Raw genomic sequence first — 15,942 nt, 5'->3', positions numbered from 1 at the left:
GATTACACATAAATTCTTTAAAAGTCTTCATCTAGAGAGAACTTGGATTTTCCGCTATTATCGCCATCCATTACTCCGGCTTTCTGGTACTCTCCAACTCTTTTCTCAAAGAAGTTTGTTTTCCCCTGAAGGGAAATCATCTCCATGAAGTCAAACGGGTTGGTTGAGTTATATACTTTTTCGCATCCCAGTTCATTTAACAATCTATCCGCTACAAACTCGATGTACTGACACATCAGGTCAGAGTTCATACCGATTAGTTTTACAGGGAGTGCATCAGTTACAAATTCTTTTTCGATCGTTACTGCATCCTGAATGATTTTCTGAACGGTCTCTTTTGGAAGCTGATTCTTCACATGATCTGTATATAGTAAGCATGCAAAATCACAGTGAAGTCCTTCATCTCTTGATATCAATTCATTTGAGAATGACAGGCCAGGCATCAAGCCTCTTTTCTTCAACCAGAAGATACTACAAAAGCTACCTGAGAAAAATATGCCTTCTACTGCAGCAAATGCCACCAATCTTTCAGCGAACGATCCATCATCAATCCACCTCAATGCCCAGTCAGCTTTTTTCTTCACACAATCCATTGTTTCAATGGCATTGAAGAGGTAGTCTTTCTCCTTAGGATCCTTTACATACGTATCTATTAATAAGGAGTAGGTTTCAGAGTGGATGTTTTCCACTGCAATCTGGAAGCCGTAGAAAAATTTAGCCTCTGTATACTGCACTTCAGCAACGAAGTTTTCAGCCAGGTTTTCATTAACGATACCATCACTAGCAGCAAAGAATGCCAATACATGTTTGATGAAATGCTTTTCATCATCGTTCATGGTGTTGTTCCAGTCCTTAAGGTCCTGACTTAGATCAATCTCCTCTGCGGTCCAAAAACTAGCTTCTGCTTTTTTATAGTATTCCCAGATGTCACTGTGTTGAATTGGAAAGAGAACAAAGCGGTCTTTATTCTCTTTAAGGATAGGTTCGTCTGCATGTGCTGTTGTGTCGCTCATAAATCTCTGTTTTCTGAATAGTTTTTTAGTCTATTTCCTAAACAATAAAACACCCCTAAGCTCACGAATAAAGTGTGCTTATTTCAAACTTTTTTTAAGTCTTGGGATACAGCCCTAAGAGTGGTTTATTTTTTCTCGCGGCTTGTTTACAAATGTGTTCAAAATGATGCGAAAATCCAAGCAGTTATTACGGGTGAGTAAGGTGTAATTTGGATATTAAAAATTTATGATAACGAATTGTATTTTAGTGATTTAGGAGGCAAATTTGTAATTGCTACTTTGAGGAAAACACGCATAAATAGGGGTAAAAAAAAGTGAAAAAAAAATTAAAAATATTTTAACATGATTTTATCTACACCCCATGTTTGGATATTCATATTGAAATAGTATCTTTGCAATCCTTTTTTCAAAAGAAGATAAAATGTACGCGATAGTAGACATTGCTGGGAAGCAGTATAAAGCAGAGAAAGACAAATTCCTTTACGCTCCACTAATGGAAGGTAAGGAGGGTGCAAAAGTAGACTTTGATAAAGTGCTACTTGTAGATAACGATGGCAAGGTGAAAGTAGGAGCACCTACTGTAAAAGGAGCCAAAGTTTCTGCAAAGATTCTTGAGCATGTGAAAGACGACAAGGTGATCGTGTTCAAAAAGAAAAGAAGAAAAGGCTACCGAGTGAGAAATGGTCACCGTCAGCAGTTTTCTAAAATTTTGATCGAAGACATTAAAGGATAAAATCTCATGGCACACAAGAAAGGTGTAGGTAGTTCGAAAAACGGAAGAGAGTCTGAAAGTAAACGACTTGGTGTAAAAATCTTCGGCGGTCAGCAAGCTATTGCTGGTAACATCCTTGTTCGCCAGAGAGGTACAAAACACCATCCTGGAAATAACGTAGGTCTTGGCAAGGATCACACACTATTTGCTTTGGCAGATGGTGTTGTGAAATTCCACAAAGGCAAGAAAGACAGATCTTACGTTAGTATTGAGCCATCTGCTCAATAATTGATACCGGAATAATATTTATTTGATTACACCAATATTTTTGGTGCAGGTAGAATATTGCGTTAAGCGATTTTAGGTTAGGTTAGTTAGAGTATTAAAAAGGGGTTCCACTTGGAACCCCTTACTCGTTTGTCCTCTCTAGGCTTTTTCTTTATTTTTCTTTGGCCTGCCTGGAAGCACTGTGTCTGGCTTAAAGCCATTCTTATACCTCTTCTTCCTGGTTTTCCAAACTTTGTAGTTGTTCTTGTTTCCAACTTCAAACTGCCACTTCATATGCTCTGACTTGGTTCTCCACTCCAGATTTTCAAAGTAGTTGTTTCTAGGGTTGTTGTCTTTGTGGATGATCATGGTCTTCTCCGGACTACCATTTTTCACAAATACCTTTGCTGTTTCCTTGTGTGGATAAACGGTTCTTCGCTTACCATTGTCGTCTATCAAATCAAGGAAATAACATTTACAAATTTTATTCCATCGCTGACGCATAAGTTTGCCACGTAGCTTCATGTGAGTTTTGCTGCCCTTGTGCCATACTTTTCTGCTCTTGCTTCGGATCTTACCACGATTTGAAATTTCGTAATTCGAGAACCCTTCTATTGGTCCCCACTCTTCTTCTTTTTTTTGATCTGCCATTTAATTCGCTTTTTTTGGTTTATTAAAAAGAAGCCGATTTCTTAATGATAATCAAATGTAACGATTCGTCACATTATTATCAAATGATAATATAAAAACGTTATTTCTGGTACTTTTTAGGAGCGTATAGAAATCCAAACGCCTCGGCCCCTTCTTTGGAATGTTTTTCGTGGTGTATATAATGTGCGTGCATAATTCGCTTCATGTACTTGTTTTTCGCTTTAAACGGAATTTTTATTCTTCGATGAACTATAATGTCATGAAAAATAAAATAGAAAACTCCGTAGCAAAAGATGCCTATGCCGACAAATAATAGCCACCAAAATTCTTGATAATTGTTATACCCAATATAGATAGTTAAAATTGACGGTATGCTGAATACAATTGCAAACAGATCATTCATTTCAAATGCATGGTCATGAACTTTGTGATGGGACCTGTGCCAACTCCATAAAAGTCCATGCATGATATACTTATGCGTAAACCATGCCACTCCTTCCATAAACAGGAAAGTCCCTATAACAATTAAAATATTAATTATTGTCATTCATTAATTTGATTTACAAACTAATAACTCAATCAAAGTTAATCTTGTTCACTTGACAATAAAATTGAACTTGTGAAGAAAGTAGCATTTTACAAGTAGCAGAAACTTCTTCCCATTAGGAATTCTTATCCGTTCACTTTTAATCCTTTCGGGTGACAGGCGAGTAATCTTTTTGAATAGCACTGTGTAGTAGATGTAAGCCAGATACACTCCAGCCCGAACTCCGTTGGGTAATTTTTTTATTCCTTTAAGGGCTTCCTGGAAGTCATTTTGAATATCCTTTTCTATTCTTCTTTTCTCGTCTCTTGTGAATTGATTGAAATCGATTCCCGGGAAGTAAACTCGACCTCTCTCATCAAAATCACTTTTGATATCTCTAAGAAAATTGACTTTTTGAAAAGCAGCTCCAAGGTGTTTAGCAGGTTCTAGCAACTCCTGATATTTCCTGTCATTTCCATCCAGAAACACCTTTAAGCACATCAACCCAACGACTTCTGCACTTCCATATATGTATTTTTTATATTCCGGATCATCATAATCTTTTTTACTGAGATCCATTTCCATGCTTATTAAAAATGCTTCTATGAGATCATGATCAATCTGATATTTGTTTACCACGTTTTGAAAAGAGTGAAGGACGGGATTTAAGCTGATCTTCTCCTCAATTGACTTGTAGGTGTCTAACCTGAACTGCTTTAGTAATTCATTTTTATCGTGCTCATGAAAAGTATCCACGATTTCATCCGCATATCTTACAAATCCATAGATAGCGTAAATGGGAGAATGATATTTCTTATTGAGTGTACGAATTCCCAGAGAAAACGAAGTGCTGTATGCTTTGGTAATCAGCTTACTACAATCAAATGCGGTTTGGGTATACAGGTTCTCCATTTGCTCGCTTAAGATTTAAAAATAGGAAAATCTTTTGCTACTTCATTTGCGACAACCTCACCTGAGATCAATGAGGGTGGTACGCCGGGACCTGGCACTGTGAGTTGACCGGTATAATACAGGTTTTTCAACTTTCTATTTTTTAAAGAGGGCTTTAGTATGGCTGTTTGTTTCAACGTATTGGCCAAGCCATATGCATTGCCTTTAAAAGAATGATAGTCTTCAATGAATTCCTTATGAGCGTAGCTACGCTTAGCAATGATGTGATCCCTGATATTTTCACCTGTAAATGCTTCCAACTTATTCATGATCAATTGAAAATAATGATCCCTGGTTTCATCTGTGTCTTTAATATCCGGAGCAACAGGAATAAGTACCACTAAATTCTCTTTTCCTTCAGGTGCTACTGAATCATCCGTTTTGGAAGTGGCGGAAACATATAAAAGAGGTTTACTTGGCCATTGAGGTTGATCGTAGATTTCGCTCGCGTGTTGTTTGAAGTCTTCGTCAAAGAAAAGGGTGTGATGTTGAAGGTTGGGCAACTCCTTATCTACACCAATGTAAAAAAGGAGGGAAGAAGGAGCCAGCACCCTGGAGTCCCAGTATTTCTTACTGTAGTTTTGAAATGATTCTGGTAAAATATGCTGATCAATGAAGTGATAATCTGCTCCAGCTACTACAGTATCACACTGATACGTCTCATTTGCAGTGCTTACACCCGAAATGCTATTGCCACTGAACGTGAAGTTTGTTACTTCTGCATTGAGTTTTATTTCAACTCCAAGCTCCTCAGCAAGCGTTACCATCCCTTTAACCACCGAATTCATTCCTCCTTTGGGGTACCACGTACCCAATGAAAGATCTGCATAGTTCATGAGACTATAAAGCGCGGGTGTGTTTTCTGCTGTTGCTCCTAAGAATAGAATTGGGAATTCCATTAGTTGAATTAGTCGTTCATCTTTAAAATGCTTCCTTACATGTTTAGCAATGGAGGTGAAAACATCCATCTTAAGTAAACCAAGTAGCAGTTTAATATCTACGAACTCCAGGAGTGATCTGCTTGGCTTGTAAACCAGTTTTTTTACTCCGACATCATATTTGTATTTGGCTTGCTTTAAGAAAGACCGCAGCTTTTTACTGCTTCCCTTTTCAATGCGCTCAAAGAGTTCTTCCAGTTCAGCCATTGAAGCAGGTATATCGATGGTATCATCTTTAAACTTTATCCGATACGAAGGATTAAGGCGATCTAGTTGGTAATAGTCGGATACCTCTTTATCAAATGAATTAAAAAACTGCTCAAACACATCTGGCATCCAGTACCAGGAAGGACCCATATCCCATGTAAATCCATTGTCAGAGTAGCTCCTTGCCCTTCCTCCCGCCTGATTGTTTTTCTCTAGTAGGGTCACATGATAACCCATTTTTGCTAAGTGGCAGGAACAAGAAAGGCCGGAAAAACCGGCCCCTATCACTACTACTCTACTATGAAAACTTTTAGTTGGCATATACTTGTAAACCTTTTTTAAGCTCCTTACGGGCGATATGTATTCTGTTTTTCACAGTACCAATCGGAATCTCGAGCTTGTCTGCGATCTCATGATATTTGAATCCCCTAAAATACATGTTAAAAGGTATTTTGTACATATCCTTTAATCCATCCAAGGCCATGTTTATGTCATTCATGACAAAATTTCCTTTGGCTTGATTTTCAATGGTAACACTGGATGAATTTATGAAATGGTTGTTTTCAGTAGTGTCAATGAATGTATTTCTCCTTACCATCCTTTGGTAATTGGTGATAAAGGTATTTCGCATGATGGTATACATCCACGCTTTTAGGTTGGTGCCTACCTGAAATTTATCTCTATTGCTGTATGCTTTAAATACGGTATCCTGAAGCAAGTCATTAGCTTTTTCACCGTCTTTGGTGAGTTTCAATGCGTACGGCTTCAGTGAACTTGTTAAGTTATCAATCTGGTAACCGAATTCTAAAGCTGTCATAATGTTTAATGTTAAATTATAAAAGTTAAACAAATATAAATAAAATTTGTTTAATGAAAAAATTTAAAAATTAAACAAAATGTGAATAGCTTGAAAAGTCTTTCTTTTTCAAAGTATGATTCACAAAAACCACTTGTTTAATTTTCTCACTCAAAGAAGAGAAACACGCAGCTACGATTTTTGCAGAAATACTTTCAATTTCTGCATTTATTATTCCACGTAAGTACATACGTAAATATCTTGCAATTAAGCTTTCAAGCGCTTGCAGCTCACAAGGAGAAGGTTTTGGCTAGCATTGAAAGATCTACTAATTAAGACTTGCTGTTGGTGACGTCTTGTGTAATTTGAATTAAATCCTCAAGCTGATTCAGAATAGAGACATTAGAGGGGAGTGCAATGTCCTGATCAATAATTCTACCTCCTGTAATGTAGATTGAGCAATCTTCGAACTTTGAACTGAGCGTGTTTACGTATTTCTGAATTTCGGAGGGCTTAGGTGCTGTAGTCATTGCTGTTAACATGTACTCGGGATTCAATTGATTATACACTTCTTCGAGTGCTTCCAGTGGTACAGTCTGTCCAAAAAAGATTGTCTTTATTCCATTTTGACGAAGTTGAAGATTTGCAAAGAGCAATCCCAGCTCATGTAATTCTCCTTCAGGGAGAAATAGAAGTATGAGTGGGCCTTTTGTATTCATGTCTATTTCATCTGTCTTGGCAATTAGCTTTTGACGTACAAGGTGAGAGATGAAGTGTTCCTGCGCAGGGTTGATCGAATTGGAAAGCCATAAGATTCCAATCTTTCTCATAAATGGATATACAATTCGAAGCATGGCATCTTCAAAGCCAAATTTAGCTATACAAGTATCAATTGATTTTGTAAATAAGTTTTCGTCCAATTCAACCATCGCTAGCGTAAGCGTGCTGATCTTTTCATCGAACGATTGATTGGCTAAGCCGACTTTTCGTACTTCATCCTGAATCACTTCTTGTGGCATTGCCACAATTTTGCTGATTTTGAAGCCGTGATTTTTTAAGAGGGCAATGTTTAAGATTAACTTAAGATCATTGTCATTGTAATAGCGAATATTCGTAGCAGTTCGCTGTGGAGAGAAAAGCTTATAGCGTTGCTCCCAAATACGTATTGTATGTGCTTTTATTCCTGACAGGTGTTCAAGGTCTTTAATAGAATAAACGCTCATGCCCACAATAACCGGTATTAAATAAAAATGTTTTAAAACTGAGGTAGTAAGTAATCCGTTTTCTTACTTTGCCAAACCTAATAAAAGCCCTCATGATATTATACAATGTTACCGTCAATATAGATGCAGATGTAGAAAAGGACTGGATCGACTGGATGAAAGAAACTCATATCCCTGAGGTCATGGATACGGGCTTTTTTACGGATTATCGAATGATGAAAATGTTATCTCAAGGGGAGGACGATACAGGAACCACCTACGCCATTCAATACATGGCTGAAACGCTGGGACATCTGGAAACCTATTTGGATACAGTCGCTCCCAAAATTCAAAAAAAGTCTATCATCCGATACGGCACAAAGATGGCAGCTTTCAGGACAGTTCTGGAGGAAGTTTAGAAGTCTATGTTACAGTTGACCCAGTTGTCTTCAAATTGGGTATTGTACTTTTTGTAAAAATTGATCGCTGGTTCATTCCAGTCAAGTACCTGCCACATCATCCCAGTGCAGTTAGTTTTGCGTCCTATTTCTAATGTGGCATCAAAAAGTAATTTACCTGCACCGTCTCCTCTTCTTGATTCGGTAACAACCAGATCCTCAAGGTAAAGTCTCTTCCCTTTCCATGTGGAGTATCGGTAATAGTATATAGAGGTGCCAATAATGGTATCGCTTTCTTCTGCCACAATAAACCCAAACACCGGATTGTCACCAAACCCATCGACTTCCATCTGCGTAACTGAATTTTTTACCTGTTCCAGCGCTTTTTCATAGAGCGCCAGCTCTTTAATTAATTCAAGTATTTTCGGTAAATCTTCTTTTCGTCCTTTTCTGACTTTAATCATATCTCTAAAGTACGAAACCTCAATTTTAAACTCAACGCTTTATCTCCTAGTAATCTCCTTGAAACCTAAATAAGGGTGCAATACTTCAGGCATTTTGATGCTATCACCAGTTTGGTTATTCTCAAGAATAGCTGCCATAATACGAGGTAGTGCCAAGGCACTACCATTTAAGGTGTGCGCCAGCTCTTTTTTACCCTCTTTGTTTTTGATTCTGAGTTTAAGTCTATTGGCCTGATAGGTTTCAAAATTAGATACAGAGCTAACCTCCAGCCATTTTTCCTGCGCGGCAGAGTACACTTCAAAATCATAGGTGATCGCAGCGGTGAAGCCTAAGTCGCCAGCGCACAGTCTTAATATCCGATAAGGAAGGCCAAGGGATTTAATCAGGTTCTCAACGTGTGATACCATTTCATCAAGAACTTCGTATGATTTTTCAGGCTCCACTACCTGAACGATCTCAACTTTATCAAACTGATGCAGACGATTTAGTCCACGAACATGTGAGCCCCATGACCCTGCTTCTCTTCTAAAGCAAGGCGTATGACCTGTATGCTTTACAGGAAGTTCATCTTGCTTTAAGATGACATCACGATACATATTAGTGATGGGAACTTCAGCAGTGGGAATTAAATACAGGTCATTTGCCTCCATATGATACATCTGACCTTCTTTATCAGGGAGCTGACCAGTGCCCAGACCGGAAGCTTCATTGATGACTACCGGAGGTTGAACTTCTTCATATCCTGCTTCAGCTGCCTTGTCCAGAAAGTAATTAATCATGCCACGCACCATTCGGGCACCCTGCTTTTTATAAAAGGGGAATCCTGCGCCACTTACTTTATTGCCAAGCTCAAAGTCTACAATATCATACTCTTCAATAAGATCCCAGTGAGGCTTTTTGTGGTCACCTAAATTCGGAATGTTTTTGTCTTTTAACTTAACTAATTCATTATCCTCATCAGTATTTCCAACGGGCACTGATTCATGTGGAATGTTGGGGATATTATAGAGGTGTTTAGTCAATGAGGTTTCTATGCCATTCAATTCCTCTGTTAGCGTTTTGCTCTTTTGCTTCAGCTCTGAGGTTCTAGTTTTGGCCTTTTCAGCTTCATCCTTTTTTCCTTGCTTAAACAATTGCCCAATTTCTTTTGCAATCTTGTTTGACTCATGAAGGACTTCATCCAGTTCACCTTGAATTCGTTTTCGGTTTTCGTCCAGAGTGAGCACATCGTTCAAAAGCTCTTCAGCTCCTTTGAACCCTCTCTTTTGAAGACCGTTTACATATTTGTCAAGATTGTTTTTTATTGTTGCAACCTGCAGCATTGGAATGTCTCTTTTTAATCAGTCCGCAAAGAAAAATGATTTTCAGTTGAAATAGTGTAGGAATTGATAAAAGCTAAATTTTTTCGTGTTGTTTGTGAAATAGTATGGGATAGTCTATTATTGCGAAGCAATCCGTGAAAAACTCAGCCGGGTTTTTCTGCTTAACAAAAGCAAACAGACGATTACCCCGAAAACTTCGGAACTTTTATTACAAGTTAAATTTTGAAACCCACTTTTATACACAGTTATGTACACACTAGATGATCTTAGTGTAATGCTGCTATCCGAACTAAAGGAGATAGCAGAGAAACTAGGAATTAAGAACTTTAAGAAGCTAGCAAAACAGGATCTTATCTACGCTATCCTGGATCAGCAAGCAAGCATGCCGGAAGGCGAAATCAAAAAAATTAAAAATGATTCTTTAGGAGGAACTCCTGCAGAAGCTCCAAAGGAGAAATCTGATAAAAAGCCGCGCCCAAAGAAAGAGGCTCCTAAAAAGGATAAACCAGAGGCTGATAAGAAGGACGATAAGCCTGAAAAGAAAGAGGGCAAACCACCTCGTCAGGACAATAAAAAAGACGACAAACGTGATGGTGACAAACGTGATGGCGACAACAAGGAAAAGCAAGAGCGAGATAGCCAACGAGCTGAGCGTGAAGCTGAGCGACAGGAAAAGCGCAGAAAGAAAGAGGCTTACAACGAAGAAATCAAAGAGTTTGATGGTGTAATTGAGAATGAAGGCGTGCTCGAGATTATGCAGGATGGCTATGGCTTCCTTCGTTCAAGCGATTACCATTATCTGGCTAGTCCGGATGATATATATGTCTCTCCTTCTCAAATTAAGTTGTTTGGGCTGAAAACAGGGGATACTGTAAAAGGTCAAATCAGGCCTCCGAAAGATGGAGAGAAATATTTCGCTCTACTGAAAGTAGAAACCGTAAACGGTAAGACTACTGAAGAAGTAAGAGACAGAGTTGCGTTTGAATACCTGACTCCTCTTTTTCCACAGGAGAAATTGAGCCTTAGCACTAAAGCGGACAATTACTCCACAAGAATTTTAGATCTTTTCTCTCCAATAGGAAAAGGACAGAGAGGGATGATCGTAGCTCAACCTAAGACTGGTAAGACAGTACTACTAAAGAATGTTGCGAACGCGATTGCGGAGAACCATCCTGAGTGCTACCTGATGGTATTGCTTATAGATGAGCGACCTGAGGAAGTAACAGACATGGCACGTTCAGTAAAAGGAGAGGTGGTTGCTTCTACCTTTGATGAGCAGGCTGATAAGCACGTCAAGGTATCAAACATGGTGCTTGAGAAAGCGAAGCGAATGGTTGAGTGTGGTCACGACGTAGTTATCCTACTTGATTCAATCACTAGGTTAGCAAGGGCGCACAATACTGTTGTCCCTTCCTCAGGAAAGATTCTTTCTGGTGGTGTGGATGCAAATGCGCTTCACAAGCCTAAAAGATTCTTCGGAGCTGCCCGAAATGTAGAGAATGGAGGATCATTGACCATCATAGCTACTGCACTGATTGAGACGGGTTCGAAAATGGATGAGGTAATCTTCGAGGAATTCAAAGGAACTGGAAACATGGAGCTTCAGCTTGATAGAAAACTTTCTAATAAGCGAGTATATCCTGCAATCGATGTTCCGGCATCAGGTACTCGACGTGAAGATCTATTGATGGATCCTGAAGAACTTAAGCGAGTGTGGATACTTCGTAAGTTCATGTCAGATATGAATAGTAATGAAGCGATGGAATTCTTGCTCAGCAAAATGAAAGGAACTGCCAATAATGATGAGTTCTTGGTCAGTATGAATGGCTAGTTCGTCGAAGAAAAAGTAATTCTAAAGCCAGACTTGGGGGTCTGGCTTTTTTTTTATGCCTCATCAAATAATTACACTAAATCTATAAATAGGTAAAATTCTATCACTATGAAAAAACTACTTGGAGTATTACTACTCGGCTTATTCATCCTTTCCGGATGTAATAATGATGATGAAAAAAATGTTGATTTAACAGCAGATGATGCAAAGGCTTTAGTCAATAACTCGGCTGACAAGCTTGGAGACGATGTGGTTTCATTAGTTGAATCTGATGGAGCGCAGGCGGTGATTGATTTCGCGAACTTATTGGAAGGCTCTGCAGTGATTGGAGGAAGGGTAAGCGAAAAAGAATGGACAAAAGGGAGATTGAATCTCATCATTCAATACTTTGTCAATGGACCAGCTGCAAGGACAAGCAATGACGATGTGACTTCTTTGGAGGACATCCAGGGTTTGTATGAATGGAATCCTGAAATTGGTGATTTTGATAAAGCAGAGTCTGAGTTTTTCATTGTGAAATTCCCAACAGAAGGTTCTGAAACAAATAACGCTGAATTGAAAATCTCAGCGCTTGAGTTCGTTAAAATCACGGAAGATCACGGTGAGTATGTAGATGAGTATTACTTACCATCTATTATAGTAGGATACGTTAAAGTAGACGAAACTACAGTTATTGAATTAGACTTTGAAGTAAATTGGTCTAGTGTTGGTGCTCCAGAAAAAGCGGAGGTCTCGCTTTTTGTTTCACCATTCAATTTTGAGCTAAGCTTTGATGACACTTTTGCTCAAAAGTCCTCAATCCTGAGCTCTATTTCTATCAGCGATGAGTTGATCGTTGCGATTGATTTAAGTGTAGAGTTTGAATCCGCAGAAAAAGAAGAACCTGTTTATTTCGAAGGATCTGTTACTTACAGAGATTTGAAAATAGGTGGCGATGTAGATGTGAGAGATCTTCCAGAAGATGCTGATCCGAATGACTTTATAAATCTTGCACTATTCTCCGGCGACACTAAAGTTGGTGATATTGTCTTTGAACTAGAAGAAATTGAACCTGGGTTTGAAGACTATGTGGCTTACGTAGAATATTCAGATGGAACGAAAGAAAATCTTGAGGATATTCTAGAGCCGGTGTTACAGGAAATTGAAGAAACATTCGAGGAATTTGAAGATTAAGCTTTAGAAGCTTTCTTTCAAAACCACCCAGGTATTTTTATCTGGGTGGTTTTTTATTTTCCATCAACATAGTCTTGAAGGTAATCATATTTTTCTGTCAATGCCCCAGCTTTAGTGATGGTGGCTCGACTGATTATACCCTTCTCATCATCTCCTAAAAGGGGAGGGATTACGTTATTAATTAACTCATTTCCAAAGCTCTCAGAGGCATCTCTTGGCAATTCACAAGGTAAATTATCCACTGCCATTACAGTAATATTCCCTTCATCTGTGAGTGCTTGTTCTACTTCGTCATCACTTGGGTTATAATCATAGATGGGATCATCAATGGTGCTAGGTTTTTTTGTTGAAGGAATTGAGCCTTCAATGTCACATGTGATGTCAGCAATTATCCGGATATCAAAATCATCTTTGATGATATCTTCTCGATGAAAAAGTACTGGGGCAGCCGGATCCCAAAAAGCACAGGCAATCAATACATCTGTCACCTTTGCATATTTTAAAAAGTCCCCCTCGTATAGTTCTGGATTTTTATAAAACTCATTACGATGGAATTCCGCTCCATCTTTTCGCCTGTTATAATCTCTCGAATTTAGTTGAGTAAATACCGGCTCCTCAAAACGTTCTGTTAAAAATTCGTGAGGAGTCACCTGGCTTATTCCGGCACCAAGCAGTACTTCCATCGCTCCTTTTGTAACTCGCCCACCACCGGTGAGTGCAATTTTGATATTGGGGAGCTTGATTTTTGTATACTCAGTTTTTAAATCCTCGTAATCAAAACATTCATGTGCTCTTCTTAAGTTGAACAGGTTGTATCTTTTTCCATACGTCCAGAGTCCGTTGTAGGCTCCAACAATCCCAGCCCACCGACCAAATGCAATGATTCTGTTTCCATTTTCATTGGTGAGGGTTTCCCAGTCAATAAGTTGGATGTTTTTATCAAGTATAGTTCTGAGTAGATCTCTATTGTAATCCTGCTTCTTGATGGTATGAGAAAAGAAGAAGTGCGTTTTGTTTGGTACCAGTTTATCCATTGGTACTTCTTTGACACCAAGGATAATGTCGCAATCTTCTACCGACTCAACAATTGATAAGCCAGCATTTCTATAGTCGTCATCGGAAAAACAGCGAATATCACTGCTCTGGACTACTACTTCTACATCAAAATTTTCTTTTAATTGCTTGGCTTGCTGAGGAGTAAGGGGAACTCTTCTGTCGATAGGAACTTTGCCCTCTTTAATGATACCGATCTTTTTCATATGCACATCTTGAAATGAGTGCGAAAATAGTCAATCAGCACTGAGGTAAAAAAAGGGGATTTAGTCTTTCTTCAGTTTATCCAAATCATCCCTATCTTTTAGCTTCTTGTCTTCTACATTCTTATTAAGAAACTTATTGAGTTGATCAATAGGCATGTTTGACGATATTTCACCAAATGAGTCTACATTTAGCTCCAAACCATCTAAATCTTTGTGTACACGTGCTTTTTCTTTTTTACTCATAGCTTCAGCTTTGATTCTCTAACAAAGATATTGATGATAAAATTCGCTCAGCTGCCTTTTCTCCTCCAAGTATTTCAATGATAGCCATAAGATCAGGACCCGAACCTTCTCCGGTAAGCGTAAGCCTTAAGGGTTGCATGAATTGACCGGGTTTGTAATCTGAAGCTTCTAATGTTTCCCAGAATAACGATTTAGCTGCTTCTGCATCAACTTCATCTTGATGCTGAAGCTTTTCAGCAAAAAGTCTGAGAGCTTCGGGAGTATCTTCTTTCCATTTCTTCTTTAGGACTTTTTCATCAAATGATGATGGTGCCTGGAATATAACTAACCCATTTGCAGCAAATTCACTTTGAAAAGTAACTCGCTCTTTTAAAAGGTCAATAATTTTAATAGCTGTATCAGCATCACATGATATATCGTGTTTCGTTTTTAAATCTTCGATAAGTCCACTAACAAAATCCTCTGATGGTCTTGCCTTAATGTACTGCTGGTTGAACCACTTAGCTTTGTCAAAGTCAAACTTGGTTCCGGCTTTATTGATTCGCTGATCTGAGAATTCTTTAACCAGCTCCTCTAAAGAGAAAATTTCTTGTTCAGTACCAGGGTTCCATCCAAGAAAAGCCAGAAAGTTAACCATGGCTTCCGGCAAAAAACCAGTCTCTTTGAAGCCAACTGAAACTTCATTGCTTCCCGGGTCTTTCCAGTTCAATGGGAAAATTGGGAACCCGGCTTTATCTGCTGCTCTCTTGCTAAGCTTACCATTCCCATCCGGTTTGAGTATGAGTGGAAGGTGGGCAAACTGTGGCATTTCATCCTCCCAGCCCAAAAACTGATACAAAAGAACATGAAGAGGTGCAGACGGTAGCCATTCCTCCCCACGGATCACATGTGTGATTTTCATCAAGTGATCATCCACAATGTTAGCAAGGTGATAGGTTGGCATCCCATCAGACTTCATCAGCACTTTATCATCCAAAACTTCCGTATGGACCATCACCCATCCTCTCACCATATCATTTAGGCGAACTTCTTCCTTTTTAGGAATTTTGATTCTAATGACATAAGGATCACCATTGTCAATTCTACGCTTCACTTCTTCTTCCGAAAGCGTAAGCGAGTTTTTCATGGTGGTTCGGGTGACTGTGTCGTATTGTGGGTTTACTACGCGAGATTCCTTCAGTCGCTCACGCATCGCTTCTAATTCCTCCGGGGTGTCAAATGCATAGTAGGCGTTCCCGTCCGCAATCAGCTTCTCTGCATATTGTTTATAAATGTTTTTTCTATCAGACTGTCGATAGGGGCCATATTCCCCTCCTTGATCAGGCCCTTCTTCGGGATTGATCCCACACCAATCGAGTGTATTTTTTATGTACTCTTCCGCTCCTTCAACAGATCGAGTCTGATCTGTATCCTCTATTCTTAAAATAAAAGTACCATTGTGTTTTTTGGCAAAGAGATAGTTGAAAAGGGCAGTTCTTACTCCCCCGATATGTAACCCACCTGTGGGACTTGGTGCAAACCTGACTCTTACGTTATCCATATATGCGTTCTGATTGGAGCGCAAAAATAAGAATCAGAAAATGGAAAGTTAAGGTTTGGGCTTTTATTCCTTAAAATGTTGCAATGCAGGAGATCTCTACGTTCACTCCCTTAGGTAGTTTGCTCACTTCTACCGTCTCTCTGGCAGGAGGGTTGTTCTGGAAGTATTTTCCGTATACTTCGTTGATCCGTCCAAAATTATCCATACTAGAGACGAAAATGGAGCATTTGAGTACATGTTCAAAGGTAAGTCCGGCTTCTTCAAGAATATACCCAAGGTTCTTCATAACCTGCTCAGTCTCCTCTTCTATTGATCCTTCAACCAATGATCCATTTGATTCATCAATTGGAATTTGACCTGAAACATAAAGTGTATTTCCAGATTTAATTGCTTGGGAATATGGTCCGATAGGCGCTGGTGCCTTTGGTGAGTTGATAATCTCCTTCAT

18 protein-coding genes are annotated in these 15,942 nt (G+C 39.0%); 5 read left to right on the top strand and 13 right to left on the bottom strand.

The window, feature by feature from the left end:
* Positions 1–17 precede the first annotated feature (17 nt).
* Entirely contained in the window at positions 18–1,013 is a 996-nt protein-coding gene (locus CHB71_RS13775; RefSeq protein WP_089357498.1) for a ribonucleoside-diphosphate reductase small subunit, read from the bottom strand.
* A 421-nt stretch (positions 1,014–1,434) separates the two neighbouring features.
* On the opposite strand from CHB71_RS13775, the gene rplU reads away from it, so the two are divergent.
* Positions 1,435–1,746 (top strand): 50S ribosomal protein L21, encoded by a 312-nt coding sequence (gene rplU, locus CHB71_RS13770; protein WP_089357497.1) that lies wholly within the window; start codon positions 1,435–1,437, stop codon positions 1,744–1,746.
* 6 nt (positions 1,747–1,752) lie between these two features.
* Complete coding sequence (gene rpmA, locus CHB71_RS13765) at positions 1,753–2,013, top strand: 50S ribosomal protein L27 (RefSeq protein WP_089357496.1); 261 nt, start codon at positions 1,753–1,755, stop codon at positions 2,011–2,013.
* 138 nt (positions 2,014–2,151) lie between these two features.
* On the opposite strand, the gene CHB71_RS13760 is transcribed toward rpmA, so the two are convergent.
* From CHB71_RS13760 to CHB71_RS13735, 6 genes are all read right to left on the bottom strand, one after another.
* Positions 2,152–2,643: an NUMOD4 domain-containing protein gene (locus tag CHB71_RS13760; RefSeq protein ID WP_089357495.1), complete on the bottom strand. Its 492-nt coding sequence runs from the start codon at positions 2,641–2,643 to the stop codon at positions 2,152–2,154.
* Between the two features lie 100 nt (positions 2,644–2,743).
* Positions 2,744–3,190 carry a sterol desaturase family protein gene (locus tag CHB71_RS13755; protein ID WP_089357494.1) on the bottom strand — a complete coding sequence of 149 codons (447 nt, stop codon included), beginning with the start codon at positions 3,188–3,190 and terminating at the stop codon, positions 2,744–2,746.
* A 48-nt stretch (positions 3,191–3,238) separates the two neighbouring features.
* Entirely contained in the window at positions 3,239–4,081 is an 843-nt protein-coding gene (locus tag CHB71_RS13750; protein WP_089357493.1) for a phytoene/squalene synthase family protein, read from the bottom strand.
* Positions 4,082–4,089: 8 nt separating this feature from the next.
* On the bottom strand, positions 4,090–5,586 hold the full coding sequence (locus CHB71_RS13745) for a phytoene desaturase family protein (RefSeq protein ID WP_089357492.1): 1,497 nt from the start codon (positions 5,584–5,586) through the stop codon (positions 4,090–4,092).
* Positions 5,576–6,082 (bottom strand): RNA polymerase sigma factor, encoded by a 507-nt coding sequence (locus tag CHB71_RS13740; RefSeq protein ID WP_089357491.1) that lies wholly within the window; start codon positions 6,080–6,082, stop codon positions 5,576–5,578. Before CHB71_RS13740 ends, CHB71_RS13745 begins: the two co-directional genes overlap by 11 nt.
* A 311-nt stretch (positions 6,083–6,393) precedes the next feature.
* On the bottom strand, positions 6,394–7,284 hold the full coding sequence (locus CHB71_RS13735; RefSeq protein WP_089357490.1) for a MerR family transcriptional regulator: 891 nt from the start codon (positions 7,282–7,284) through the stop codon (positions 6,394–6,396).
* A 92-nt stretch (positions 7,285–7,376) separates the two neighbouring features.
* Between CHB71_RS13735 and CHB71_RS13730 the strand changes: the two genes are divergently transcribed.
* A complete protein-coding gene (locus CHB71_RS13730) occupies positions 7,377–7,682 on the top strand; it encodes a DUF4286 family protein (protein ID WP_089357489.1) in 306 nt (101 codons plus the stop codon).
* Here CHB71_RS13730 and CHB71_RS13725 read toward each other — a convergent pair.
* Together CHB71_RS13725 and serS are read right to left on the bottom strand one after the other, a co-directional pair.
* A complete protein-coding gene (locus tag CHB71_RS13725; RefSeq protein WP_089357488.1) occupies positions 7,679–8,125 on the bottom strand; it encodes a GNAT family N-acetyltransferase in 447 nt (148 codons plus the stop codon). The two genes, CHB71_RS13730 and CHB71_RS13725, sit on opposite strands and share 4 nt — an antisense overlap.
* A 39-nt stretch (positions 8,126–8,164) precedes the next feature.
* Positions 8,165–9,448, bottom strand: a complete 1,284-nt coding sequence (serS, locus tag CHB71_RS13720) for a serine--tRNA ligase (RefSeq protein ID WP_089357487.1) — start codon at positions 9,446–9,448, stop codon at positions 8,165–8,167.
* 247 nt (positions 9,449–9,695) lie between these two features.
* On the opposite strand from serS, the gene rho reads away from it, so the two are divergent.
* Positions 9,696–11,279 (top strand): transcription termination factor Rho, encoded by a 1,584-nt coding sequence (gene rho / locus CHB71_RS13715; protein WP_089357486.1) that lies wholly within the window; start codon positions 9,696–9,698, stop codon positions 11,277–11,279.
* 108 nt (positions 11,280–11,387) lie between these two features.
* Positions 11,388–12,452: a hypothetical protein gene (locus CHB71_RS13710; RefSeq protein ID WP_089357485.1), complete on the top strand. Its 1,065-nt coding sequence runs from the start codon at positions 11,388–11,390 to the stop codon at positions 12,450–12,452.
* 53 nt (positions 12,453–12,505) lie between these two features.
* Here CHB71_RS13710 and CHB71_RS13705 read toward each other — a convergent pair whose 3' ends face one another.
* From CHB71_RS13705 to CHB71_RS13690, 4 genes are all read right to left on the bottom strand, one after another.
* Positions 12,506–13,711, bottom strand: a complete 1,206-nt coding sequence (locus CHB71_RS13705; protein WP_089357484.1) for an NAD(P)-dependent oxidoreductase — start codon at positions 13,709–13,711, stop codon at positions 12,506–12,508.
* A 60-nt stretch (positions 13,712–13,771) separates the two neighbouring features.
* The gene (locus CHB71_RS13700) at positions 13,772–13,954 is read right to left on the bottom strand and encodes a hypothetical protein (protein WP_089357483.1); all 183 of its coding nucleotides are present in this window, start codon (positions 13,952–13,954) and stop codon (positions 13,772–13,774) included.
* A gap of 4 nt (positions 13,955–13,958) precedes the next feature.
* A complete protein-coding gene (gene gltX, locus CHB71_RS13695; RefSeq protein ID WP_089357482.1) occupies positions 13,959–15,494 on the bottom strand; it encodes a glutamate--tRNA ligase in 1,536 nt (511 codons plus the stop codon).
* 70 nt (positions 15,495–15,564) lie between these two features.
* Positions 15,565–15,942 carry a RidA family protein gene (locus CHB71_RS13690; protein WP_089357481.1) on the bottom strand — a complete coding sequence of 126 codons (378 nt, stop codon included), beginning with the start codon at positions 15,940–15,942 and terminating at the stop codon, positions 15,565–15,567.

Origin of the sequence: Ekhidna lutea (assembly GCF_900188325.1) — a bacterium.
Taxonomy (GTDB): Bacteria; Bacteroidota; Bacteroidia; order Cytophagales; family Cyclobacteriaceae; genus Ekhidna; species Ekhidna lutea.
The sequence above is the reverse complement of the archived record's forward strand: the minus strand, read 5'-3'. Positions and strand labels throughout refer to the sequence as shown.